The sequence below is a fragment of the Nocardia terrae genome (genome assembly GCF_009760405.1).
In the GTDB taxonomy this organism is placed as follows: domain Bacteria; phylum Actinomycetota; class Actinomycetes; order Mycobacteriales; family Mycobacteriaceae; genus Nocardia; species Nocardia terrae.
Genome location: NZ_WRPP01000003.1, coordinates 995,724 through 1,018,070, shown reverse-complemented (window position 1 = coordinate 1,018,070; position 22,347 = coordinate 995,724). Strand labels below are relative to the sequence as shown.

Here is a 22,347-nt window from a genome sequence, read left to right as displayed (position 1 = left end):
CATCACCGCTACGGCAGGTGACGCCCGGTCCTTCGTCTGTAGTTGTGGCGCTTTACCGGGCGCGGCGAGCCAGTCGCTCGGAGTCCGAGATCAGCACGCTCTTGCCCTCGAGCCGCAGCCAGCCGCGGTGCGCGAAGTCGGCCAGCGCCTTGTTCACGGTCTCGCGGGAGGCGCCGACCAGCTGGGCGATCTCTTCCTGGGTCAGGTCGTGGGTCACGCGCAGCGCACCCGCTTCCTGGGTGCCGAAACGCTGAGCCAGCTGCAGCAGCGCCTTGGCGACACGACCCGGAACGTCGGTGAAGATCAGGTCGGCCAGGTTGTTGTTGGTGCGGCGCAGGCGGCGGGCGAGGACCCGCAGCAGCTGCTCGGCGATCTCCGGGCGCTGATCGATCCACGCCTTGAGCGCGTCCCGGTCCATGGTGACGGCTCTGACCTCGGTGACGGTGGTTGCCGTCGACGTCCGCGGACCCGGGTCGAAGATCGAGAGCTCGCCGAACATGTCGGACGGGCCCATGATCGTCAGCAGGTTCTCGCGACCATCGGGCGAACGGCGGCCGATCTTCACCTTGCCGGAGGTGATGATGTACAACCGATCGCCGGGCTCGCCCTCGTTGAAGATGACGTGGCCGCGCGGGAAATCAACGGGCTGCAGCTGTTTGGTGAGAGCGGCGACCGCGGTGGGCTCGACGCCTTGGAAGATGCCTGCTCTGGCGAGGGCCTCGTCCACGAATGTGCTCCTTATGGGAAATGGCTCTGTCCTGGACCGAAACGACTCGGCCGACAGTGCAGTCTACTTTGCAATACCGCCGGGTAGTGATAGACACCACGCGCCGAGCTCATTCTCAGACACGTGGAGCCCCAGTACGCGACATCCAACGACGGTTTCGCGACACGCTTCCCTAAGAATCTACGACACGCCGTGAGACCGGCGTCATGAAGATCGTAAAAGTGGTCCGGAGCCGTTTGCCACCGGACCACTCGATCACCGACCAGCCCCGATCAGCTGGCCTGAGCCACATCCATTCCCTTGGCCGCGGGCCGGGCGCGCCGCGGACGCGCCGCAGCGGCGGGTAAACCCAGCTTGGTCAGATCGCTGACCTCGGCATTCGTGGCTCGATCGAGGTACTGCTGGACTTCGGGGTCGGGTTCGAGGAGCTTGCGAAGCCGATTCTCGACTCGTTCCATCACCAATGCGAACAGCATCAGCGCTATCGGAAACAGCACCACAGCGAGTCCTTGCATAGGCAGCAGTAAACACGCCGAAGGTCTCAGATGGAACACGGCGGGTACTCAGCCCGGTTGTGGCGACAGAGTGGTTCCGTAAGGTGGACGCGTGCGTGTCACTGAAACCAACGCGGCCGTGAGCGGGGCAGACCCGGATAATTCGGGCGTTCCTACAGCTGCCGACGCGGCGTCGGCGGATGTCTCGGATGCGCCACGGTTTTCGCGTCCCGGCAAAGCGAACAAGCGCGCGAAAGAGACTCGAATCGGCCTGGTCCGGCGCGCGCGGCGCATGTACCGGGATATGACCGTCGAGTTCCCCGGCGCGCACTGTGAGCTTGATTTCACCACCCCCCTCGAATTGGCGGTCGCCACAATTCTTTCCGCCCAGTGCACCGATGTGCGGGTCAACATGACTACGCCGGCGCTGTTCGCGAAGTACCGTGGCGCAGCCGATTACGCGCAGGCCAATCGCGCCGAGCTGGAGGAGTACATCCGGGCGACCGGCTTCTATCGCAACAAGGCCAATTCACTGATCGGGCTGGGGCAGGAGCTGGTCGAGCGTTTCGACGGCGAACTCCCGGGCACCCTCGAAGAACTCGTCACCCTGCCCGGCATCGGGCGCAAGACCGCGAACGTCATCCTCGGCAATGCCTTCGGTGTGCCGGGGATCACGGTCGACACCCACTTCGGCCGCCTGGTGCGGCGCTGGAAGTGGACCGCCGAGGAGGATCCGGTCAAGGTCGAGCACGCCATCGGCGAGCTGATCGAGCGCAAGGACTGGACCATGCTCTCGCACCGGGTGATCTTCCACGGTCGCCGCGTGTGCCATGCCCGCAAACCCGCCTGCGGGGCGTGCTTCCTGGCCAACGAGTGCCCGTCCTACGGCGAGGGCCCGACCGATCCGACCGAGGCCGCCAAACTCGTCAAGGGCCCGGAGACCGAGCATCTGCTCGAGCTGGTGGGGCTGTGAGCGCCGACCCGGCGACGGGCAATACCTGGTGGCGATGGGTGCTGGCCGGGGTGATCGTGGTCGTGGCGGCGGGCGTCGCCCTGTGGCCGCAGTTCGCCCGCCACGACTCCGGGCACACCGCGACCGGCTCCACCAGCGTCGCTCCGCCGGTCGAAGCGGCTGTCCCCGAGGCGGATCGGGCCGATGCCGCGCTGGCCGCCTGCCCGCAGCCCAGCGGCGCGCCGGTGGGCGACAGCCCGTTGCGCGGGATCACGCTGAACTGCCTGGCCGACGGCACGCCGGTGGATCTGGTCGCGGCGCTGGCCGGAAAGCCCGCCCTGCTCAACCTGTGGGCGTACTGGTGCGGTCCCTGCGCCGAGGAACTGCCGCTGCTGCAACGATTCTCGCAGCAGGCCGGGAACGCGCTCACGGTGCTCACCGTGCACAGTGACGCCGGGGCGTCGAAGGCGCTGTCCCGGCTGACCGGGCTCGGCATCCACCTGCCCGGCGTCGAGGATCCGAATACGAAGGTGCGCACGGCCGTCGGAGCGCCCGCGGTGCTGCCGATCTCGGTGCTGTTGCGCGCGGACGGCACCGTGGCCAAGGTCGTGGTACGTCCTTTCACCAGCGTCGACGACATTTCCGCTACCGTCGCCGCCGAATTGGGAGTGAAAGCGTGAGACTAGAGGCGTCCGCCAAGGGGATTCCCGCGTGGCTACGCGGTGTGGCCGAGCACGATCCGGCCGATCCGACGGGCGTGAACCCGGTACTGCGGCGAACCACCATGCGGCGCTTCGCCGCCGCGGTGACCCCGTCCCGGGAGGCGGCGGTGCTGGTGCTGTTCGGCGGCTCGCCGGAGGCGAATCCGGCCGGGCCGGGCGGACTTCCGGACGATGCCGACGTGCTGCTCACCCAGCGCGCCGCCACCCTGCGCCAGCACAGCGGCCAGGTGGCCTTTCCGGGCGGCGGCGTCGAGCCGCAGGACGACGGCCCGGTCAGCACCGCGCTGCGCGAGGCGTGGGAGGAGACCGGCCTGGACCCGGCGAGCGTGGAGCCGCTGGCGGTGCTGCCCAAGATCTTCGTGCCGCCCTCGCGGTTCGATGTGACGCCGGTGGTCGCCTATTGGCGCACCCCCGGCCAGGTGGGTGTGGTGAGCGAGACCGAGGCCGCGCGCGTCGCGCGGGTGCCGCTGGCCGAACTCATCGATCCGGCAAACCGTTTCGTGGTGCGGCATCCGCTGGGCTATATGGGTCCCGCGTTCGCCGTGGACGGAATGCTGGTGTGGGGGTTCACCGCCGGCGTGCTCGCCGGGCTGCTGGCGGTGTCGGGGTGGGAGACGGAATGGGACCATCACGATGTACGTGATCTGCAGGCCTCGCTGGCCGCGGTAGGGATGACATTATGAGCGCCTCTGGCTGGCTCGACCTCGGAATCATCATTCTGGCGCTGCTGGCGGCCACCTCGGGGTGGCGGCAGGGCGCGGTCGCCTCGGCACTGGCCTTCCTGGGCGTGATTCTCGGTGCGGTGGCGGGCATTCTGATCGCCCCGCACATTCTCAAGCACCTCAGCGAGGGCCGCACCCGCGTGCTGGTGGGCGTGCTGCTCATCGTGGCGCTGGTGATCGTCGGCGAGGTCGCGGGCATGGTGCTGGGGCGGGCCGCACGCGGCGGCATGCGGGATCCGTTCACCCGCAGCGTGGACAGCGTGGTGGGCGCGGGCCTGCAGGCGGTGGCGGTGCTGGCCACGGCCTGGCTGCTGGCCCTGCCGCTGACGAACTCCTCCCAGCCCGGAATCGCGGCCGCGGTCACCAACTCCCAGGTGCTGCGCAATGTCGACCACGTCGCGCCGGACTGGCTGCGCCGGGTGCCGACCGACTTCTCCAACCTGCTCAACACCTCCGGCCTGCCGGACGTCATCGGCCCGTTCGGGCACGTCCCGATCACGGCGGTGGAGCCGCCCGACGCGAGCGTGCTGCAGCTGCCGGTCGCCCAGCAGCTGCAGAGCAGCGTGCTGCGCATCCGCGGCATCGCGCCGAGTTGCCAACGGCAGCTGGAGGGTTCGGGCTTCGTGGTGGCTCCGGACCGCATCATGACCAACGCTCACGTGGTGGCGGGCACCAACACCGTGAGCGTGGATACCGCCACCGGCAACAAGCCGGCCACCGTGGTGCTGTTCGACTCGAACAAGGACATCGCGATCCTCGCGGTGCCGGGCCTGAACGCGCAGCCGCTGCAGCTGGCCCCGGCCGACGCCACCTCGGGCGAGAGCTCGATCGTGCTCGGCTACCCGGGCGGCGGGCGCTACACCGCCAGCGCGGCCCGCGTGCGCGAGACCCTGAACCTCAAGGGGCCCAACATCTACCGCGACAACGACGTCAAGCGTGAGGTGTACACGATTCGCGGGCAGGTGCGGGCCGGTAACTCCGGCGGTCCGCTGGTGGACACCGACGGCCGGATCCTGGGCGTGGTGTTCGGCGCGGCGGTCACCGACGACGACACCGGGTACGTGCTGACCCTCGACGAGGTACGGCCGGAACTGAATTCGGCGGCGAACCAGACGCAGGCGGTCGGCACGGGCAGCTGCGTGCTGAGTTAGCGAGAACGAGAACGGCCCCGGCGAACCTGATTCGCCGGGGCCGTTTTTCGTCTGTCAGGCCAGGAGTTTCGCGATCTCCGCCGTGACCGGTTCCGGATTCTCCTGATGCGCATAGTGACCCGCGTCCGGAATGGCCACCAGCCGTCGCTGCGGTGACAGCTGCCCGGCGCGGCGGATGGTGTTCGGCAGGATGTACCGGTCCCGGTCGCCGTAGAGGGCCAGGGTGGGCACGCGCACCGGTTCGCTCATGGCCGACATGAATCGCCTGCCGTCGGGCCGCCATTGGCTACGGAAGGCCCAGCGCTGATACTCCAGCGCACAGTGCGCCGCGCCGGGAATCCGGATGGCGGTGCGCATGCGGCGGGCGGTGTCGGCGAATTCGGCGGTGGCCGACCACTGTTCGCCGACGCGTTCGCGCAGCATGAGTTCGATCTCGATGCCGTCGTCGCGGGTGAGCCGGGCCTCCGGCAACCGCGGCAGCTGGCAGTTCAGGAAAGCGGGCAGCCAGGCCGAGCGCTGTGCCTTGTCGCGCAGCACGGCTCGTTTCAGGGCTACCGGATGCGGGGAGCTGATCAGGGCGATGGAGCGCACCACGCGGGGATGCAGCACGGCGGTCGCCCAGCAGACCAGGCCGCCCTCGGCGTGGCCGACCAGGGTGGCGTCGGTGTGGCCGAGCGCGCGGATCAGGCCGGCGACATCACCGGCGAGGGTCCAGCCGTCATAGCCGCGCGGCGGCTTGTCGCTGTCGCCGTAGCCGCGCAGATCCACCGCGACGGTGCGGAACCCGCGGGCGGCCAGTCCGGTCAGCTGGTGCCGCCACGTCCACCAGAAGTCGCCGAAGCCGTGCAGCAGCACGACCAGCGGGGTGTCCGGGTCGGCGTAGGCCGTTCCGGCGGGCACGGCCTCGACGACATGGAAGCGAATGCCGTTGGCGTGCACGTCCCGATGGGCCCACGGTCCGTCGTAGCGGACTGTGGACGGATCGGGATGCGTATTCGACGACACGCCGAAGCAGCGTAATCGAAGGTCTAGGTCCGGGGCTTGCCGAGTTCGACCGTGGCGTCGACGGTCTGCTCCTCGCTGTGACCGAAACCGCTCGGCAGCACGCTCTTCGCCTCCTTGAGGGACTCGATGGTCTTCTCCGGGGCGCGCAGCTTGCGCACCTTCAGATACCCGAGCAGCGCGAACGCGGCCACCGCGGCGATCATCAGCAGGAAGACCACCAGGAACGCGGCCCAGCGGTACAGCCACACGTCCAGCAGTTCGGCGAGGAAGAAGAAAAAGAAGAAGGAGCTGAACAGCAGGATGGTCAGCGCGACGATGAAGTAGACGCTGCCCTGCAGGCCCTTCTTGATCTCACCGGTCACCTCGGCCTTGGCGAGCTCCACCTCGGCGCGCACCAGGGTCGACATCTGCTCGGTCGCGTCGCGGACCAAGGTGCCGAAGGTGGCCGACTGATGGGCGTCGACATCGGACAGCGGAATCGAGGTGACGGTGCGGGTGCGGTTCCCGTCGTAGCCGTTACCGCCCTGTGTGAAGCTCAATTGCTCGACCCTTCTCCATGTCCCGGTAGTACTGTCCGGTGTCACTCTTGACTTTGCAGCGCTCGCGCTTCTCGTCGTGCCTGGTGAACACGCCCACGACGCAACAGTAGCGCCGAACCGGCCAGGGAAGCCGCCAAAGACGTGAGCAACACCGCCGCTTTTGCGAGTTCTGCCTCGCTGCCGTCGCCGACGCCTTCCAATGCCAGTTCTGCCACCAAGAGGCTAACGGTGAAGCCGATCGCGCCCAGTACCGACAGGGCGAACATGTCCCGATAACCGAGATCCGCCGGTCGCACCGCGATCCCCAATCGCACCGCGAGCCAGCTGAATCCGAAGATGCCCACCGTCTTGCCGACCAGCAGGCCCACGATGATCGCCAGCGACAGCCGGTTGGTGAAGATCTCCGAGAGCACCCTCGAATCCAGCGGGACGCCCGAGGCGAACAGGGCGAACAGCGGCACGCAGAGCGCGGCGGAGATGGGCTGGAAGAAGTGCTCGAGCCGGGCGGCGGGCACACAGTGCTCGTCCTCGTCCGGATCCGGGCGCACCCGGGTCAGCAGGCCGCACGCCACCCCGGCCAGGGTGGCGTGAATCCCGGCCTCGTGCAGGGCATACCAGGCCAGCAGGCCCAGCGGCACGTAGATGAACGGACTGCCGAGCCGGAACCGCTGGGCCAGCGCCCACCCGGCGAGGCACAGCACCGCGATCAGCAGCCACAGCATCTTCAGGGTGGTGGTGAACAGCACCGCGATCAGGATGATGGCGATCAGGTCGTCCACCACGGCCAGACTGAGCAGGAACACGCGGGCGCTGGCCGGAATCCGCGAACCCGTCATGGCCAGCACGGCCAGTGCGAAGGCGATATCGGTGGCGACCGGGATGGCCCAGCCGCGGTCCATGCCGTCCACGCCCCAGCCGATGCCCATGGCGATGAGCGCGGGCACCAGCACCCCGCCGACGGCGGCCACGATGGGCAGGGTGGCGCTCTTGCGGTCGGCGAGTTCGCCCACGACCAGCTCGCGTTTGAGCTCGAGCCCGGCCACGAAGAAGAAGATGGCCAGCAGACCGTCCTTGGTCCAGTCGGCCAGGGTGAGATCCAGGTGCAGGGCGGGTATCGCGAGCCGGGTGTCGACCATGGTCGTGTAGCTCGCTCCCCACGGCGAGTTGACCCAGATGAGCGCTCCGGCCGCCGCGATGAGAAGCAAAGCGCCGCCGAAGGTTTCGGTTCTCAGATAGCGGGCCAGCTCCGATCGGACCTGAGCGATCACGGGTGCACCTTTCAGCCGTACGTTCGACAGAACAGCGGCGTGCACACCACTGACGGGATCCTCGGCACACCGCATGCCGACCAGACTTCCCGGCACACCTTTTGCGCAATTCTAACGGTTTGCCTGGAACTTCTTGACCACCCGGTACGCGAAGAGGCCCCGTGACCGCAGGTCACGGGGCCCCGCCGACTGTCGACGCGCTTACGCGTTACCCGCCCGAATGGCTTCGAAAACGTTGGGGTCCACCAGGGTTGAGGTGTCACCCAGCTCGCGGCCCTCGGCCACGTCGCGCAGCAGGCGGCGCATGATCTTGCCCGAGCGTGTCTTCGGGAGTTCGGGCACCACGTGGATCTCGCGCGGGCGGGCGATCGGGGAGATCTCACGCGAGACCTCGGCCTTGAGCGCGTTCACCAGGTCCGCGCCGGTGTCCTTGGCGTCGGCGGTCAGGATGACGAACGCCACGATGCCCTGGCCCGTGGTCTCGTCCGACGCGCCGACCACGGCGGCCTCGGCCACGTGCTCGTGCCCGACCAGCGCGGACTCCACCTCGGCGGTGGAGATGCGGTGGCCCGAGACGTTCATGACGTCATCGACCCGGCCGAGCACCCACAGGTCCCCGTCCTTGTCGAGCTTCGCGCCGTCACCGGCGAAGTACCAGCCCTTGTCGGCGTAGCGGGACCAGTAGGTGTCCACGTAGCGGGCATTGTCGCCCCAGATGCCGCGCAGCATGGACGGCCACGGCTGATCGAGCACCAGGTACCCGTTGGCCTCGGTCTCGCCCAGCTCGACCGGGTTGCCTTCCTCGTCAACGACTTTCGCGGAGATGCCGGGCAGTGGGGTCATGGCCGCGCCCGGCTTGGCGGCGGTGACGCCCGGCAGCGGGGAGATCATGATCGCGCCGGTCTCGGTCTGCCACCAGGTGTCGACGATGGGAGTCCGGTTGCCGCCCACCACATCCCGGTACCAGCGCCAGGCTTCGGGGTTGATCGGCTCGCCGACCGAGCCCAGCAGCCGCAGGCTCGACAGGTCGTGGGCGTCGGGGATCTCGCGGCCCCACTTCATGAACGTGCGGACCAGTGTCGGCGCGGTGTAATAGATGGTGACGCCGTACTTTTCGATGATCTGCCAGTGCCGGTGCTCGTCCGGGAAATTCGGGGTGCCCTCGTAGACCACCTCGGTGGCCCGGTTGGCCAGCGGGCCGTACACGATGTAGCTGTGCCCGGTCACCCAGCCGATGTCGGCGGTGCACCAGTACACGTCCTTGCCCGGCTTGTGGTCGAACACGTAGTTGTGGGTGTACGCGGCCTGGGTCAGGTAGCCGCCGGTGGTGTGCAGGATGCCCTTGGGTTTTCCGGTGGTGCCGGAGGTGTAGAGGATGAACAGCGGGTGCTCGGCGTCGAAGGGCTGCGCCTCGTGCTCGGGGGAGGCCAGAGCGACAGTCTCGTCCCACCAGATGTCGCGGCCCTCGACCATCGGGGTGTCCAGGCCGGTGCGGCGCACCACGAGCACGTGCTCGATGGTCGAATCGCCTTCCGACAGCGCCTCGTCGACCGCGGTCTTGAGCGGGGCCGGCTTGCCGCGCCGCCACTGGCCGTCGGTGGTGATGACCAGCCGGGCCTCGGCGTCGTCGATACGCTGACGCAGGGCGCTGGGGGAGAAGCCCGCGAACACCACCGAGTGGGTCAGGCCCAGGCGGGCACACGCGAGCATGGCCACGATCGCCTCGGGGACCATCGGCATGTAGATGGCGACGCGGTCGCCCGCGACCAGGCCCAGGCCGGTCAGGTAGTTGGCGGCACGCGACACCTCGGCCAGCAGATCGGCGTAGGTGAGGTCGCGGGAATCGCCGGGCTCGCCCTCCCAGTGGATGGCGACCTGATCGCCGTGCCCGTCGAGCACGTGCCGGTCGACGCAGTTGTAGGCGACGTTCAGCTTGCCGTCGGCGAACCACTTGGCGAAGGGCGCGTCGTCCCAGTCCAGGACCTGGGTGAAGGGCTGATGCCAGTGCAGGCGCTTCGCCTGTTCGGCCCAGAACCCGTCCCGGTCGGCTTGGGCTCGAGCGTAAAGAGAGGCGTCGCCATTGGCAGCGGCCGCGAACTCAGTGCTGGGCGGATACGCGTCCAGGTGGTCGGCGGCGGAGGTTTCGGTCATCTCGTCTCTTCTTCTCTCGCGTGCAGGCCGCGCGGGGTGACGGCGGCCACGTTCGACCCTAACCGACTGTGACCTGCGTCGTGTCCTGCCGTCTCGATCGGTGGGCGGTCGTGATGAACCTGCCAGAGCGGGTATGACCGAACCGTGAACGGTCTTCCCTCGGCGCTGTGCACTGTGTCACCCGAAGTCCTCTCTCCGTATGACCCATGTTGCCGGATTGCTAACAAGCTGAACATTCCTGTTTCGATCCGCTGACAACACCGGCGGGGATGGTTACTGTCCGATTCACCCAAGGTGGATTGTTATAACCACCGGCGACCCCGGCTGGTTGTCCGATCCTCCTTCGCACCTTCCTGGACACGGGAGTAAAGCGTTGAGAATCAAGACGATTACCGCACTGGCCGCGGCGGTCATACTGGCGACCGGCCTGGCGGTGACAGGTTGTTCCTCCGGAGGCGGCGACGATTCCGGCTTCGTGACGGTCAACGGCGGTGAGCCGCAGCGACCACTGGTACCCACGGACGTCAACGAGAACATGGGCGGTCGCGTGATCGACCGGCTCTGGGCGGGGCTGAAGTACTACGACGTCAACGGCACCGCTCACAACGAGGTGGCGCAGTCCATCGAGACGACCGATCGGCAGCACTACAAGATCACCCTCAAGGACTGGAAATTCACCGACGGGACGCCGGTGACCGCGAAGTCCTTCGTCGACGCGTGGAACTACGGCGCTCTCTCCACCAACGGCCAGTTGCAGAACTGGGCTTTCGAGGGGATCGCCGGCTACGACGACGTCCAGGCGAATCCGCCCAAGGCGCAGACGATGTCGGGTCTGAAGGTGATCGACGACCACACCTTCACCGTCGACCTGACCAACCCGTCGATCGACTTCGAGCTGAAGCTGGGCTTCGCCCCCTTCTATCCGATGCCGGACTCCTTCTACAAGGACCCCAAGAAGTTCGGTGAGAACCCTGTCGGCAACGGCCCGTACAAGTTCTCGACCTGGCAGCACAACGTCAAGATCGAGGTGGTCCCGAATCCGGACTACCACGGCGGCCGCCCGGCCAAGAACAAGGGTCTGCGGTTCGTGATGTACCAGTCCTACGACACCGCCTACGCGGATCTGTTGCAGGGCAACCTCGATGCCCTCGACATCATCCCGGATACGGCCCTCGCCACCTATGAGAAGGATCTGGGCGACCGCGCCATCCACAAGCCCATCGCCTACAGCCAGCACATCGGCATCCAGCCGACCGTGCCGCACTTCGCCGGCGCGGAGGGCGTGCTGCGCCGCAAGGCCATCTCGATGGCGATCAACCGGGAACAGATCGCGCAGAACATCTTCCACGGCACCCGAGTGCCCTGCCAGGACTTCACCGCGTTCACGCTGCCCGGCTTCCGCAAGGATCTGCCCGGTTCGGACGTGCTGAAGTTCAACCCGGACGAGGCGAAGAAGCTGTGGGCACAGGCGAATACGATGTCGCCGTGGTCGGGCACCTACCAGATCGCCTACAACGCCGACGGCGGTCACCAGGCGTGGATCGAGGCCGTGGCCAACAGTGTCAAGAACACCCTGGGCATCGACGCGGTCGGTGTGCCGTACCCGACGTTCAAGAACATTCGTGACGAGATCACCAACAAGACCATCGGCAAGGCGTTCCGCTACGGCTGGCAGGGCGACTACCCGTCCATGTTCGAGTTCCTGACCTCGCTGTACCTCACCGGATCCGGCACCAACAACACGCAGTACAGCAACCCGGAGTTCGACAAGCTGCTGACCCAGGCCCAGGGGGCCGCCACCCCGGAGGCCGCCTACGACATCCTCGCGCAGGCCCAGCAGCTGTTGTTCAAGGACATGGCCGATATCCCGATCTTCGACTACAACGTCGCGGCCGGGCGCTCGGACAAGGTCAAGAAGGCCGAGGTGTCCTGGTCGGGTCTGTTCGACTTCGAGAACATCGAGAAGTAGCCGCCGCGGGTGGTGCGGCGGCGCGCTCACCCGTGCCGCCGCACGCCCGCTCTCGCAGTGGAGTGTGAACCATGGCTTGGTATGTCGTGCGGCGGTTGCTCCAGATGATTCCGGTCTTTCTCGGAGCGACGCTGCTCATTTACGCGATGGTGTTCCTGGTTCCGGGCGACCCGATTCAGGCGCTGGCCGGTGACCGGCAGATGACACCCGCGGTGGAGGCGGCCCTCAAGGCGCGCTACCACCTCGATCAACCCTTCTACATCCAGTACCTCGAATACCTGAAAGGCATTGTCACCCTGGACTTCGGCACCTCGTTCTCGGGGCGGCCGGTCCGCGACGAGCTCGTTCGCGCCTTCCCGATCACCTTCCGGCTGGCCATCATGGCGGTCTGTATCGAGTTCTTCTTCGGTGTCGTGTTCGGCCTGGTCGCCGGACTGCGCAAGGGCAAACTGTTCGACTCCACCATGCTGGTGCTGAGCCTGATCATCATCGCCGTGCCGATCTTCGTGGTGGGCTTCCTCGCCCAGTACCTGCTCGGCATCAAATGGGGCATTGCCCCGGTGACCGTCGGCGGCAAGGCGAGTTTCGGCGATCTGCTGGTGCCGGCGTTCGTGCTGGGCTCGCTGTCGTTCGCCTACGTGCTGCGGCTGACGCGAAACGCGGTGGCGGAGAACATGAGCGCGGATTACGTGCGCACCGCGACCGCCAAGGGGCTGAGCCGCCGGCGGGTCATCGTGGTGCACATCCTGCGCAACTCGCTGATCCCGGTGATCACCTTCGTCGGCACCGATCTCGGCTTCCTCATGGGCGGCGCGGTCGTCACCGAGGGCATCTTCAACATCCCGGGCGTGGGAGGCACGCTGTACCAGGCGATCACGCGCGGTGAACCGCCCACGGTGGTGGCCTTCGTGACCGTGCTGATCGTGATCCTGCTGCTGACGAATCTGATCGTCGATCTGCTCTACGCCGCACTCGATCCGAGGATCCGCTATGCCTGAGCCGCAGACCGAAACCCGGACTGAGACACCTGACGAGAACCGGCCCGGGCAAGAGCATTTCGTCGCGCCGCCGGACGAGGTGGAGGTGCTCGCGACCGACCGGGTCAACGAAACCGCCGCCCCGACCAGCGTGTGGCGCGAGGCCTGGCAGCAGCTGCGGCGCAATCCGATCTTCATCGTCGCGACGCTGCTGATCCTGTTCATCCTGTTGGTCGCCGTGTGGCCGTCGCTGTTCAGCGGTCAGGATCCGCGGTACTGCAGCGGCGATTTCAGCATGCATCCGCCGTCGTCGGGCCATCCGTTCGGCTTCGACAAGCAGGGCTGCGACATCTACACCCGCACCGTGTACGGCGCGCGGGCGTCGGTGGAGACCGGGCTCGGTGCGACCCTGCTGTTCGTGCTGATCGGCGGCACGCTCGGGGCGTTCGCCGGGTACTACGGCGGACTGCTCGACGCGGTCGTGTCGCGCATCGCGGAGATCTTCTACGCGCTGCCCCTGACCCTCGCCGCGATCGTGCTCATGCAGCTGCTGCACACCCGCACGGTGTGGACGGTCATGATCACGCTGGCCTCGTTCAGCTGGCCGCAGGCCGCCCGCATCGCCCGGGGCGCGGTGATCGAATCGCGCAACAGCGAATACGTCACGGCGGCAAAGGCGTTGGGCGTCTCCAGATTCCGGACCCTGATCCGGCATGTGCTGCCCAACTCCACCGGGCCGCTCATCGTGGTCAGCACCATCTCCCTCGGCGTCTTCATCGTCACCGAGGCGACGCTGTCCTACCTCGGCGTCGGGCTGTCCCGCCAGATCGTGTCCTGGGGTTCGGATATCGCCGCGGACCAGAAGGAGATCCGCACCTCGGCCATCCTGTTCTATCCCGCGACGGCACTGGCGCTCACGGTGCTCAGCTTCATCATGCTCGGCGACGCGGTGCGCGACGCCCTGGACCCCAAGGCTCGGAAGAGGTGAGGACATGACCGAACCACTGCTCGACGTCCGCGACCTGAACGTCTGCTTCACCTCCGAGGGCAAGAAGATCCCGGCGGTGCGCGGGGTGAATCTGACGGTGTACCCCGGACAGACCGTCGCCATCGTCGGCGAATCCGGTTCCGGCAAGTCGACGACCGCGCACGCCATCATCGATCTGCTGCCCGGCACCGGCCAGATCACCTCCGGATCGATAGCTTTCGGCGGCAAGGACCTGGCCAAGGCGTCCAAGCACGAGATCGTCAAGGTGCGCGGCAAAGGTATCGGCTTCGTGCCACAGGACCCGATGTCGAACCTGAATCCGGTGTGGAAGGTCGGATTCCAGATTCGGGAAACCCTGGAGGCCAACGGGATCGCCAAGGGCAAGGCCGCGCGACAGCGTGCCGTGGAACTGCTCAGCGAGGCGGGCATGCCCGACGCCGAGCGGCGGGTCAACCAGTACCCGCACGAGTTCTCCGGCGGTATGCGCCAGCGCGCCCTCATCGCCATGGGCCTGTCCTGCCGGCCCCAGCTGCTCATCGCCGACGAGCCGACCTCCGCGCTCGACGTCACCGTGCAACGGCAGATCCTCGACCACCTCGAGGGACTCACCAACGAGCTCGGCACCGCTGTCCTGCTCATCACCCATGACCTGGGCCTGGCCGCCGAACGGGCCGAGCACCTGGTGGTCATGTACCGGGGCCGGGTCGTGGAATCCGGTCCGGCGCTGCAGATCCTGCGCGAACCGCAGCACCTGTACACCAAGAGACTGGTGAACTCCGCGCCCTCGCTGGCCTCCCAGCGATTGTCCTCGATGCGCAAGCGGGCCGAGGTGCGCGAGCAGGCCGTCCAGGTCGCCGGGCAACTGGCGGAGACCAATGCCGAATTCGCCAGCGCCCCCGACGATGTGCTGGTCGTCGACAAGCTCACCAAGGTGTTCCGCATCCGCGGCAACGCGCCCTGGAAATCCACCGAACTCGTTGCCGTGGACGATGTCTCGTTCACCCTCCGGCGCGGGACCACCACCGCCATCGTCGGCGAATCGGGCTCCGGGAAATCGACCGTGGCGCAAATGGTCCTGGGCCTGCTGCCGCCCACCTCCGGCCGCGTCACCTTCGACGGCCGCCAGGTGGCGACACTGGATGCCAAGGGCGCGTTCGCGTTCCGCCGTCGAGTACAGCCGGTCTTCCAGGACCCCTACGGCTCCCTGGACCCGATGTACTCCATCTACCGCACCATCGAGGAGCCCCTGCGCACCCACCGCATCGGCACCCCGAAGGAGCGGGAGGCCACCGTCCGGGACCTCCTCGACAAGGTCTCCTTGCCGGCCTCGGTCATGCGCCGCTATCCCAATGAGCTCTCCGGCGGCCAACGCCAGCGCGTCGCCGTCGCGCGCGCCCTGGCGCTGTCGCCGGAGGTGGTGGTGTGCGACGAGGCCGTCTCGGCCCTCGACGTTCTGGTCCAGGCACAGATCCTGCAGCTGCTCAACGAACTGCAGGCCGAACTGGGCCTCACGTATCTGTTCATCACCCACGACCTCGCCGTGGTCCGGCAGATCGCCGACGACGTCCTGGTCATGTGCCAGGGCAAGGTCGTCGAGGCCGCCTCCACCACCGAGGTCTTCGACAACCCGCAATCCGACTACACCCGGCGCCTGCTCGACGCCATCCCCGGCCGCGATCTCCTCGCGGGGTGACCCGCTAGCCTCGTACCTCGTGACCGACCCGCTGCAGCCCCTCGTCGACCTGCCCGGTGTCCGCGATGCCGCCGACAAGGCCCGCGACGCCCTCGCCGAGGTGCACCGCCACCGGGCCAACCGCCGTGGCTGGCCCACCACCGCCGCCGAGGCCGCCGTCCGTGCGGCGCGGTCCTCGGCGGCCATCGAGGGCGGCACCATCGACCTGCCCGCCGACGGTCGCGTCGAGGACCCGATCCTGGCCGGCTCCCTGCGGGTCGGCCAGGCCCTCGACGCCGAAGCCCTGACGAACCTGGTCGGCGTGTGGCAGCGCGCCCCGCTGCAGGCCCTGGCCCGTCTACACCTCTTGGCGGCGGCCGACATGGTCGAGGACGAACAGCAACTCGGCCGCCCCCGCGATGTCCCCGGCGTCGCCGAGCGCCTGGACCTGCTGGCCCAAACCATCACCACCACAAAGGCCCCCGCCCCGGTGATCGCCGCCATCGTGCACGGCGAACTGCTCACCCTGCGTCCCTTCGGCACCGCCGACGGCATCGTCGCCCGCGCCGCCTCCCGCCTGGTCGCGGTGTCCAGCGGTCTCGACCCGCACAGCCTCGGCGTCCCCGAGGTCTTCTGGCTGCGTCGCCGCCAGACCTACCTCGACGCCGCGGCCGCTTTCGGCATGGGCACCCCGGAAGGCGTGGGCGGCTGGGTGATCTTCACCTGCGGCGCGCTGGAAGATGGTGCGCGAGAGGCTCGTTCGATCGCTGACTCGGCCTCGGGGTAACTCCCCCTGAACATCAGAGCGGGCGGCGTTGTCGCGATTTGCGACCTCACCGCCCGCTAGCACGGACTACCCGGTTACCAAGCGTGCTTCTCGGGTTGTGTCTTCTCGGCCTCGGCGAGCTCTCCAGGATCCGGTGGTTCATCCCCGCGTTGATGCGAGGCCCTCGCCGTCGAAATCCCGGATAACGCAGGCCCACAACTACTCGTGCCCTTGTCGCGGCGTGCTCCGCGTGGGTGCCTGGTGTCCGTGCTGGGAAGGGTGGGATGGGAGGTCGAACCTTCTCTTCCGATCCGATCTTGGCCTTCCGTCCTTCCGTGCCTCCATTGTTACCCCGTGACCGCCGTCACATCAAGACCTGGGGAAACATTCCATTACTCGGCGTGTTCGGCAGTTTTGCGTCCGGGCGTTTCGGTTTTGTTCTCCGACGGCCGGGCTTCAGCCGCGCCGGCGCAGCAGCCGATAGGTGAGCGCTCCGGCGGCCAGCGCGCCCAGGCCGACCGCGGCGGTCGCAGCCACCGTGGTGGTCGTCGGAGCCGGGATCCGGGCCCACAGCGACACCGGATTCGAGAAGGTGAGCACGGGCCAGCCGCGGGCGGCGGCCTCGCGCCGCAGGCCGCGGTCCGGGTTCACCGCCGTCGGATGGCCGACCACCTCGAGCATCGGCAGATCGGTGACCGAATCGGAGTAGGCGTAGCAGCGGCTGAGATCGTAATCGTATTGGGCCGCAAGCTTTTCGATTGCCTCGACCTTGCCCTTGCCGTAACAGTAGAACTCGACTTCGCCCGCGTACTTGCCGTTTTCGATGACCATGCGGGTGGCGGCGAAGTGATCCGCGCCCAGCGCCGCGGCGATCGGCGCGACCATCTCCTCGCCCGAGGCCGACACGATGATCACATCGTGTCCTCGAATCCGGTGGTCCGCAATGAGATCCGCGGCTTCGGCGTAGATGAGCGGATCCACGATGTCGTGCAGGGTCTCGGCGACGATCGAGCGCACCTGATCCACGTCCCAGCCCGCGCACATCTTGGTGAGGTGCTCGCGCATGCGTTCCATCTGATCGTGGTCGGCGCCCGATAAGAGGAACAGGAAGTGCGCGTAACTGCTCTCCAGCACGGCACGGCGGCTGAGCAGGCCCTGATCCAGGAACGGCTTGGAGAACACGAAGGCACTCGACCGGGCGATCACCGTCTTGTCGAGATCGAAGAAGGCGGCGACTCGTCCGCGTTCGGCTGTCACGTGGTCCAGGATATGGTTCGGCGGCTCGCCGTGGGCATCCTGGGCGTCGCGGGCGGGTCTCGTGACGTACCTGCTCTTTTCATGCGGCGTCCGGGCTCGGGTGGCAGTGGTCACTTCCGCGGCAGGAATGTCCGGGTTAGCCAGCCGGAAGCCGGGCCGCTGGGGCGGGAAAAAGACTCGCCGGGCGGACTTGCAATCCGGCCGGGGCTTGGGTGTAGTATCGCAGTTACCTGGACATGGTCCAGGCGCGTTCAGCCCGACCCCCCGGGGCTGAACCCGACGGCCCCAGCCTCCTCCCCCCCCGGCTGGGGCCGTCCTCTATTTCCGGACAGTTCGGATTCCATTCGTATCGGCAGAGTTCTGCACAGGCCGCGTGTTATCCACACTCGCCGTGCGGCCGCTTTCGGAGGGTGGGCCGATCGGGCGACGCTGACCAGCATGAACTCCGATGCCGCCACACCGCCGGCCCTGTCACTGGTCGCCGATCCCCGTTTGCGCGAAGAGATCCGCCGCATCGCCGCCGCGGCCGACCGTCCGCTCGACGAACGGGTGCCGCCCCCGGGCCGGCCCGCCTGGACGGCCGCGTCGGTGATCATCGTCGATACGGCGGCCGCGCTTAGCTGCGCATCCGCCGGGTACCCCCGACGCGCCGGAATTCTCCTGGTGACACTCGGCGAGCCGAGTTTGCTCGACTGGCAGACCGCAACGGCCGTCGGCGCCGAACCGGTGCTGGAACTCCCGGCCGGCGCCGACTCCCTCATCGCCGCCTTCGCCGCCCACGACGGCCGCCGCCCCGGCGACGGCGCGGTCCTCGCGGTGGCAGGTGCGGGCGCGGGTGCGGGCGCCTCCGTCCTCGCCGCGGCCGTAGGCCTCACGGCCGCAAGCCGTTTCCGCGACCGCACCCTGCTGGTCGACTGCGCCCCGTACGGCGGCGGTCTGGACCTGCTGCTCGGACTCGAGAGCGTCCCGGGGCTGCGCTGGCCGGACCTCACCATCGAACACGGCCGGATCGCCGCGCCCGCTCTGCACGCCGCCCTCCCCGCCGTCTCGGGCCTGGCCGTTCTCGCTTGCGGAAGGGCGGTCACCGCAACCGAACTCGGCTCGACGGGCCCGGCGGCCGTGGAACCCGTTGGGCCGTCGACCGACCCGGGCAGCTGTGAGTCCGTCGATTGCCTGATCGAGCGGGGTGCTCCGGCATCCGCGTTCGAATCCGGGGGTACCGCAACCGCACTCGCGCCCGCCGCGGTTCGTGCCGTGATCGAGGGCGGCCGGGCCGCGGGGGATCTGGTGGTCGTCGATCTCTCCAGTGATCACGGGCCTTACACCGAGCAGGTGCTCGATATCGCCGACCTGGTGGTGCTGGTCGCTCAGGCCCGGCTGCGATCGATAGCGGCCGCGAAATCGGCCGCAGCCTATCTCCGTGCCCGGAATCCGAATGTGTGCTCGGTCGTGCGCGGTCCGGCCCCGGGCGGGCTCGCGCCCTCGGACATCGCGCAGTCTCTCGAAGTACCACTGCTGACGGCTGTTCCCTCGCAGCCCGGGCTCACCGAGCGGCTGGAACGCGGCGGGCTCACGGTGCGCCGCCGCGGCCCCCTGCGCACCGCCGCCGAAACCTGCCTGACCGCACTGTTTTCCGAGGGCGCGCGGCACGCCGGGGCATCCGTCGGGCCAGGGCCCTCCTGGTGGCGGATAGCCCGCTCGCGGAGCGAGTCCTGCACCCCCGCGGTGCCGCAGTCCGCCGGAGCGCGGTCGTGAGCGCCGCGCACCGGCCGGGTCCCCCGATTCGGGTCGGGGTGTGGCCAGGGACGAGGAGATCGCGTTGGGCCGAGCTGCGGCGGGGATATTGCCGGATCAGCTCCGGCGGCGTGTCCCGGTGGTTCGTCGTCGGGGCGCAGGTCCGCGATGAGTGAGCTGGTGACGGCGGAACTGCTGGAACGTGTGCGGGAGCGATTGGCGGACGGCACTGCCTATCCGGATCCGGCGCGGGTGGCGGCCGCCCTCCGCACCGAGGCGGGCGGGGTCCTCGCGGACACGGATCTGTTGCGCGCCTTGCGATTGCTGCAGACCGAGATGACCGGGGCCGGGGTGCTGGAGCCGCTGCTGCACGATCCCGACGTGGCCGACGTACTCGTCACCGGGCCGGATTCGGTGTGGGTGGATCGGGGCCGGGGGTTGCGGCGGACCTCGGTGCGGTTCCCGGACGAAGCGGCGGTGCGCCGGCTGGCGCAACGGCTGGCCCTGGCCGCGGGCCGCCGGCTCGACGACGCGCAGCCCTGGGTGGACGGACGACTGGCGGGAACCGAAGCGGCGCAGGGCGATTCCTTCGGCGTGCGGCTGCATGCCGTGCTGTCGCCCATCGCGCACGGCGGCACCTGCCTCTCGCTGCGGGTGCTTCGGCCCGCCACCCAGGGGCTGGACGCGCTCGCTGCGGCCGGGGCGGTGCCGCCGGATGCGAAGGCCCTGTTGGAGCGGATTGTTCGAGCCCGGCTCGCCTTCCTGGTGGTGGGTGGCACCGGGGCGGGCAAGACCACGTTGCTGTCGGGTCTGCTGGCGAAGGTCGACCCGGCCGAGCGCATCATCTGCGTCGAGGACGCCGCCGAACTCGCGCCGCCGCATCCGCACGTGGTCCGTCTGGTCGCGCGCCCCGCCAATGTCGAGGGAGCGGGCCGGGTCACCGTGCGTGATCTGGTCCGCCAGGCCCTGCGCATGCGTCCGGATCGCATTGTGGTGGGCGAGGTTCGGGGCGCGGAGGTCGTGGATCTGCTGACAGCCTTGAACACCGGGCACGACGGTGGGGCGGGCACGGTGCACGCGAACTCTCCCGGTGAGGTTCCGGCGCGCCTGGAGGCCCTCGCGGCTCTGGGCGGCATGTCCGCGGCGGCGCTGCACAGTCAGTTGGCGGCGGCCATCCAGGTCATCCTGCATGTCCACCGCCGCCCCGACGGCCGTCGCGCCCTGCGTGAGATCGGCCTGGTCGAACCGGTCGACGGCCGCGTCCGCATCACGCCCGCATGGACCGCCGACGCCCGGCCCGCCCCGGCGGCCAGCGGTTTGAAAGACCTTCTCGAGGAAAGGCTTCCGGATGATTCCCGCGAGTGATGAGGGCGAAGCCGGTCGGCTCCAGCCCAACTGTGTCAGTGGAAACTCGCTGTGTTGCAGTCCCTTCGGAATCCGCGGCTCGCGATTCTCGGGGCTCCGGCTGGTTCGGCGGCGTGGGTGTCTCGACTGTGACTCGATCGATCACGCTGGTGCCGAGGATGATTCGGGGCAGTTGCCGAGCGAGGGGTGCTGATGTCACCCGATATCGGGTCGCTGGCCCCGGCCCTCGCCTGCGTCGGTTCGGCCGTACTCGTGGCGCCTCCGTCCGCCGGGCGTCGCCGGTTCGAGCGGTTGTTCGCCCGAACCCGTCATGCGCGAAAGACGCTTTCCCGGTGGGGTATTCGAGTCGTGCCACCGGCCATGATTTTTGGTGCGCTGCTGGCCGGTCCGGGGGTTTCGGTCGCGGCGGTGCTGGTCACCGCCACCGTCGTGTTCCGCCGCCGGCGGGCGCGGATGACACGGCTGCGGATCGCCGACTCGGCGCAACTGCTCGACGGTTTGGACGCCGTGATCGGGGAGTTGCGGGTGGGCGCGCATCCGAGCGCGGCGGCTCAGGTGGCAGCCGCGGAAACAGCGGGGGAGGTGGCGCGGGCCTTCGCGGTCAGTGCCGCGCGCAGCCGGCTGGGCGGCTCGGGTGCGGAGGGCTTGCGGCGTCCGGGCACGGCCGTGGCCCGCGAGTTCGCATGTGTGGCCGCGGCCTGGCAGCTGGCCGAGCGCCACGGCCTCGCCCTGGCCGAGCTGCTGGCGGCCGCGCGCCTGGACCTGCTCGGCCGCAAACGTTTCCGGGATCGCACCCGGGCCGCCCTGGCGGGCGCTCGGGCCACCGCGACGGTACTGGCCCTGCTTCCCCTGCTGGGTATCGGTCTCGGCCAGCTGATGGGCGCGTCGCCGCTGCGTGTGCTGTTCCTGTCTCCGGCCGGCACTGTGCTGCTGCCCCTGGGTTCCGCTCTGACCTGTGCTGGTCTGCTGTGGGCCGACGCCATTACGGACAGAGCGTTGCGATGACCGTTGCGATCGCCGCGCTGCTGGCCGCCCTCGCGCTGATGATGCTGCCCGGGCGTGTGGGCGCGGTGCGTCGGCTGCGGCGGCTGCACGACTCGGGTCGGGCCGAACCACCGCGGTCCGCCGCCGGAACCGCCGCGGATCCGCTCGGCGTCGCCACGGCCCTCGACCTGCTCGCGGCCTGTCTGCGTGCCGGATTGCCCACGGCCGCGGCCGCGGCGGCCGTCGCGATCGAGGCGCCCGAGCCGCTGGCCTCGGTCCTGCGCCGGGCGTCGGATCTGCTGGCGCTGGGCGCGGATGCCGCCACGGCGTGGGAACAAGCCGCCGCCGGGACCACCGACGACTCCGTCGTGGGTCTGGCCCGCACGGCTCGCCGCTCGGCGCGGTCGGGGACCGGATTGGCCACGGCGGTAGCGGAATTGGCGGAGCGCCGCCGGGGTGAGCTCGAGGACGCCGCCGCCGCGTGCGCCGAGCGGGCCGGTGTGCTGATCGGCGGCCCGCTCGGTCTGTGCTTCCTGCCGGCCTTCCTGTGCCTGGGGATCATCCCGGTCGTGATCGGTCTGGCCGGCCGGGTGCTGGAGGGCGGGCTGCTGTGATCGCCGACGACTGTGCCGGTGCGGAACCGCCGCGCCGGAGCGAGGGAAGGAGCGACCGTGGGAACGACTGTCCGAAACCTCTTCTGGGAAGCACGAACCCGCCTGCTGCGCGTGCTGACCGCCGAAAACGGTATGAGCACGGCGGAATACGCGATCGGGACCATAGCCGCCGCGGCCTTCGGAGCCGTGCTGTACACGGTGGTTACCGGCGACAGCATTGTGAACGCGCTGACCAAGATCATCGACAAGGCGTTGAAGACTCCCGTCAAGTGACGTATGCCACACCACCT

General features: G+C 68.6%; 21 protein-coding genes. 14 read left to right on the top strand and 7 right to left on the bottom strand.

Annotated elements, in window-relative coordinates; translation table 11 throughout:
- Positions 1–52: 52 nt before the first annotated feature.
- A complete protein-coding gene (locus GPX89_RS20030) occupies positions 53–727 on the bottom strand; it encodes a Crp/Fnr family transcriptional regulator (RefSeq protein WP_213558957.1) in 675 nt (224 codons plus the stop codon).
- 272 nt (positions 728–999) lie between these two features.
- Positions 1,000–1,242 carry a hypothetical protein gene (locus GPX89_RS20025; RefSeq protein ID WP_033089361.1) on the bottom strand — a complete coding sequence of 81 codons (243 nt, stop codon included), beginning with the start codon at positions 1,240–1,242 and terminating at the stop codon, positions 1,000–1,002.
- A 271-nt stretch (positions 1,243–1,513) separates the two neighbouring features.
- Between GPX89_RS20025 and nth the strand changes: the two genes are divergently transcribed.
- From nth to GPX89_RS20005, 4 genes are read left to right on the top strand one after another with little or no spacing between them, the layout of a single operon-like run.
- Complete coding sequence (gene nth / locus GPX89_RS20020) at positions 1,514–2,194, top strand: endonuclease III (protein WP_157389251.1); 681 nt, start codon at positions 1,514–1,516, stop codon at positions 2,192–2,194.
- The gene (locus GPX89_RS20015) at positions 2,191–2,853 is read left to right on the top strand and encodes a TlpA family protein disulfide reductase (RefSeq protein WP_328602051.1); all 663 of its coding nucleotides are present in this window, start codon (positions 2,191–2,193) and stop codon (positions 2,851–2,853) included. Before nth ends, GPX89_RS20015 begins: the two co-directional genes overlap by 4 nt.
- Positions 2,850–3,578, top strand: coding sequence for an NUDIX hydrolase (locus GPX89_RS20010; protein ID WP_328602050.1), 729 nt, complete (start codon positions 2,850–2,852; stop codon positions 3,576–3,578). Before GPX89_RS20015 ends, GPX89_RS20010 begins: the two co-directional genes overlap by 4 nt.
- Positions 3,575–4,768: a MarP family serine protease gene (locus GPX89_RS20005; protein ID WP_157389034.1), complete on the top strand. Its 1,194-nt coding sequence runs from the start codon at positions 3,575–3,577 to the stop codon at positions 4,766–4,768. The genes GPX89_RS20010 and GPX89_RS20005 overlap by 4 nt, the downstream gene beginning before the upstream one ends.
- 54 nt (positions 4,769–4,822) lie before the next feature.
- Here GPX89_RS20005 and GPX89_RS20000 read toward each other — a convergent pair whose 3' ends face one another.
- The 4 genes from GPX89_RS20000 to acs all read right to left on the bottom strand — a co-directional run bounded on the left by GPX89_RS20000 (position 4,823) and on the right by acs (position 9,731).
- Complete coding sequence (locus GPX89_RS20000) at positions 4,823–5,773, bottom strand: alpha/beta fold hydrolase (RefSeq protein ID WP_328602049.1); 951 nt, start codon at positions 5,771–5,773, stop codon at positions 4,823–4,825.
- Positions 5,774–5,796: 23 nt separating this feature from the next.
- Positions 5,797–6,312, bottom strand: coding sequence for a phage holin family protein (locus GPX89_RS44700; RefSeq protein ID WP_157389033.1), 516 nt, complete (start codon positions 6,310–6,312; stop codon positions 5,797–5,799).
- A gap of 41 nt (positions 6,313–6,353) precedes the next feature.
- Positions 6,354–7,580: a Na+/H+ antiporter NhaA gene (gene nhaA / locus GPX89_RS19990; RefSeq protein WP_328602048.1), complete on the bottom strand. Its 1,227-nt coding sequence runs from the start codon at positions 7,578–7,580 to the stop codon at positions 6,354–6,356.
- A 201-nt stretch (positions 7,581–7,781) separates the two neighbouring features.
- Entirely contained in the window at positions 7,782–9,731 is a 1,950-nt protein-coding gene (gene acs / locus GPX89_RS19985; RefSeq protein ID WP_157389031.1) for an acetate--CoA ligase, read from the bottom strand.
- Positions 9,732–10,104: 373 nt separating this feature from the next.
- Between acs and GPX89_RS19980 the strand changes: the two genes are divergently transcribed.
- The 5 genes from GPX89_RS19980 (at position 10,105) to GPX89_RS19960 (ending at position 16,124) form a co-directional block, all read left to right on the top strand.
- Positions 10,105–11,700, top strand: coding sequence for a peptide ABC transporter substrate-binding protein (locus GPX89_RS19980; RefSeq protein ID WP_235947525.1), 1,596 nt, complete (start codon positions 10,105–10,107; stop codon positions 11,698–11,700).
- A gap of 71 nt (positions 11,701–11,771) precedes the next feature.
- On the top strand, positions 11,772–12,698 hold the full coding sequence (locus GPX89_RS19975; protein ID WP_157389030.1) for an ABC transporter permease: 927 nt from the start codon (positions 11,772–11,774) through the stop codon (positions 12,696–12,698).
- The gene (locus GPX89_RS19970) at positions 12,691–13,665 is read left to right on the top strand and encodes an ABC transporter permease (protein WP_157389029.1); all 975 of its coding nucleotides are present in this window, start codon (positions 12,691–12,693) and stop codon (positions 13,663–13,665) included. Before GPX89_RS19975 ends, GPX89_RS19970 begins: the two co-directional genes overlap by 8 nt.
- Before the next feature lie 4 nt (positions 13,666–13,669).
- A complete protein-coding gene (locus GPX89_RS19965; protein WP_157389028.1) occupies positions 13,670–15,358 on the top strand; it encodes a dipeptide ABC transporter ATP-binding protein in 1,689 nt (562 codons plus the stop codon).
- 19 nt (positions 15,359–15,377) lie between these two features.
- Complete coding sequence (locus tag GPX89_RS19960) at positions 15,378–16,124, top strand: Fic family protein (RefSeq protein ID WP_328602047.1); 747 nt, start codon at positions 15,378–15,380, stop codon at positions 16,122–16,124.
- Positions 16,125–16,559: 435 nt separating this feature from the next.
- On the opposite strand, the gene GPX89_RS19955 is transcribed toward GPX89_RS19960, so the two are convergent.
- Positions 16,560–17,369, bottom strand: a complete 810-nt coding sequence (locus GPX89_RS19955) for an HAD family hydrolase (protein ID WP_157389245.1) — start codon at positions 17,367–17,369, stop codon at positions 16,560–16,562.
- Positions 17,370–17,798: 429 nt separating this feature from the next.
- On the opposite strand from GPX89_RS19955, the gene ssd reads away from it, so the two are divergent.
- The 5 genes from ssd to GPX89_RS19930 all read left to right on the top strand — a co-directional run bounded on the left by ssd (position 17,799) and on the right by GPX89_RS19930 (position 22,330).
- Positions 17,799–19,115, top strand: a complete 1,317-nt coding sequence (gene ssd, locus GPX89_RS19950) for a septum site-determining protein Ssd (protein ID WP_157389027.1) — start codon at positions 17,799–17,801, stop codon at positions 19,113–19,115.
- Positions 19,116–19,262: 147 nt separating this feature from the next.
- On the top strand, positions 19,263–20,459 hold the full coding sequence (locus GPX89_RS19945; protein WP_157389026.1) for a TadA family conjugal transfer-associated ATPase: 1,197 nt from the start codon (positions 19,263–19,265) through the stop codon (positions 20,457–20,459).
- Between the two features lie 192 nt (positions 20,460–20,651).
- Positions 20,652–21,464, top strand: coding sequence for a type II secretion system F family protein (locus GPX89_RS19940; RefSeq protein ID WP_157389025.1), 813 nt, complete (start codon positions 20,652–20,654; stop codon positions 21,462–21,464).
- Complete coding sequence (locus GPX89_RS19935; RefSeq protein ID WP_157389024.1) at positions 21,461–22,057, top strand: type II secretion system F family protein; 597 nt, start codon at positions 21,461–21,463, stop codon at positions 22,055–22,057. Before GPX89_RS19940 ends, GPX89_RS19935 begins: the two co-directional genes overlap by 4 nt.
- Positions 22,058–22,159: 102 nt before the next feature.
- Positions 22,160–22,330 (top strand): DUF4244 domain-containing protein, encoded by a 171-nt coding sequence (locus GPX89_RS19930; protein ID WP_157389244.1) that lies wholly within the window; start codon positions 22,160–22,162, stop codon positions 22,328–22,330.
- Positions 22,331–22,347 lie beyond the last annotated feature (17 nt).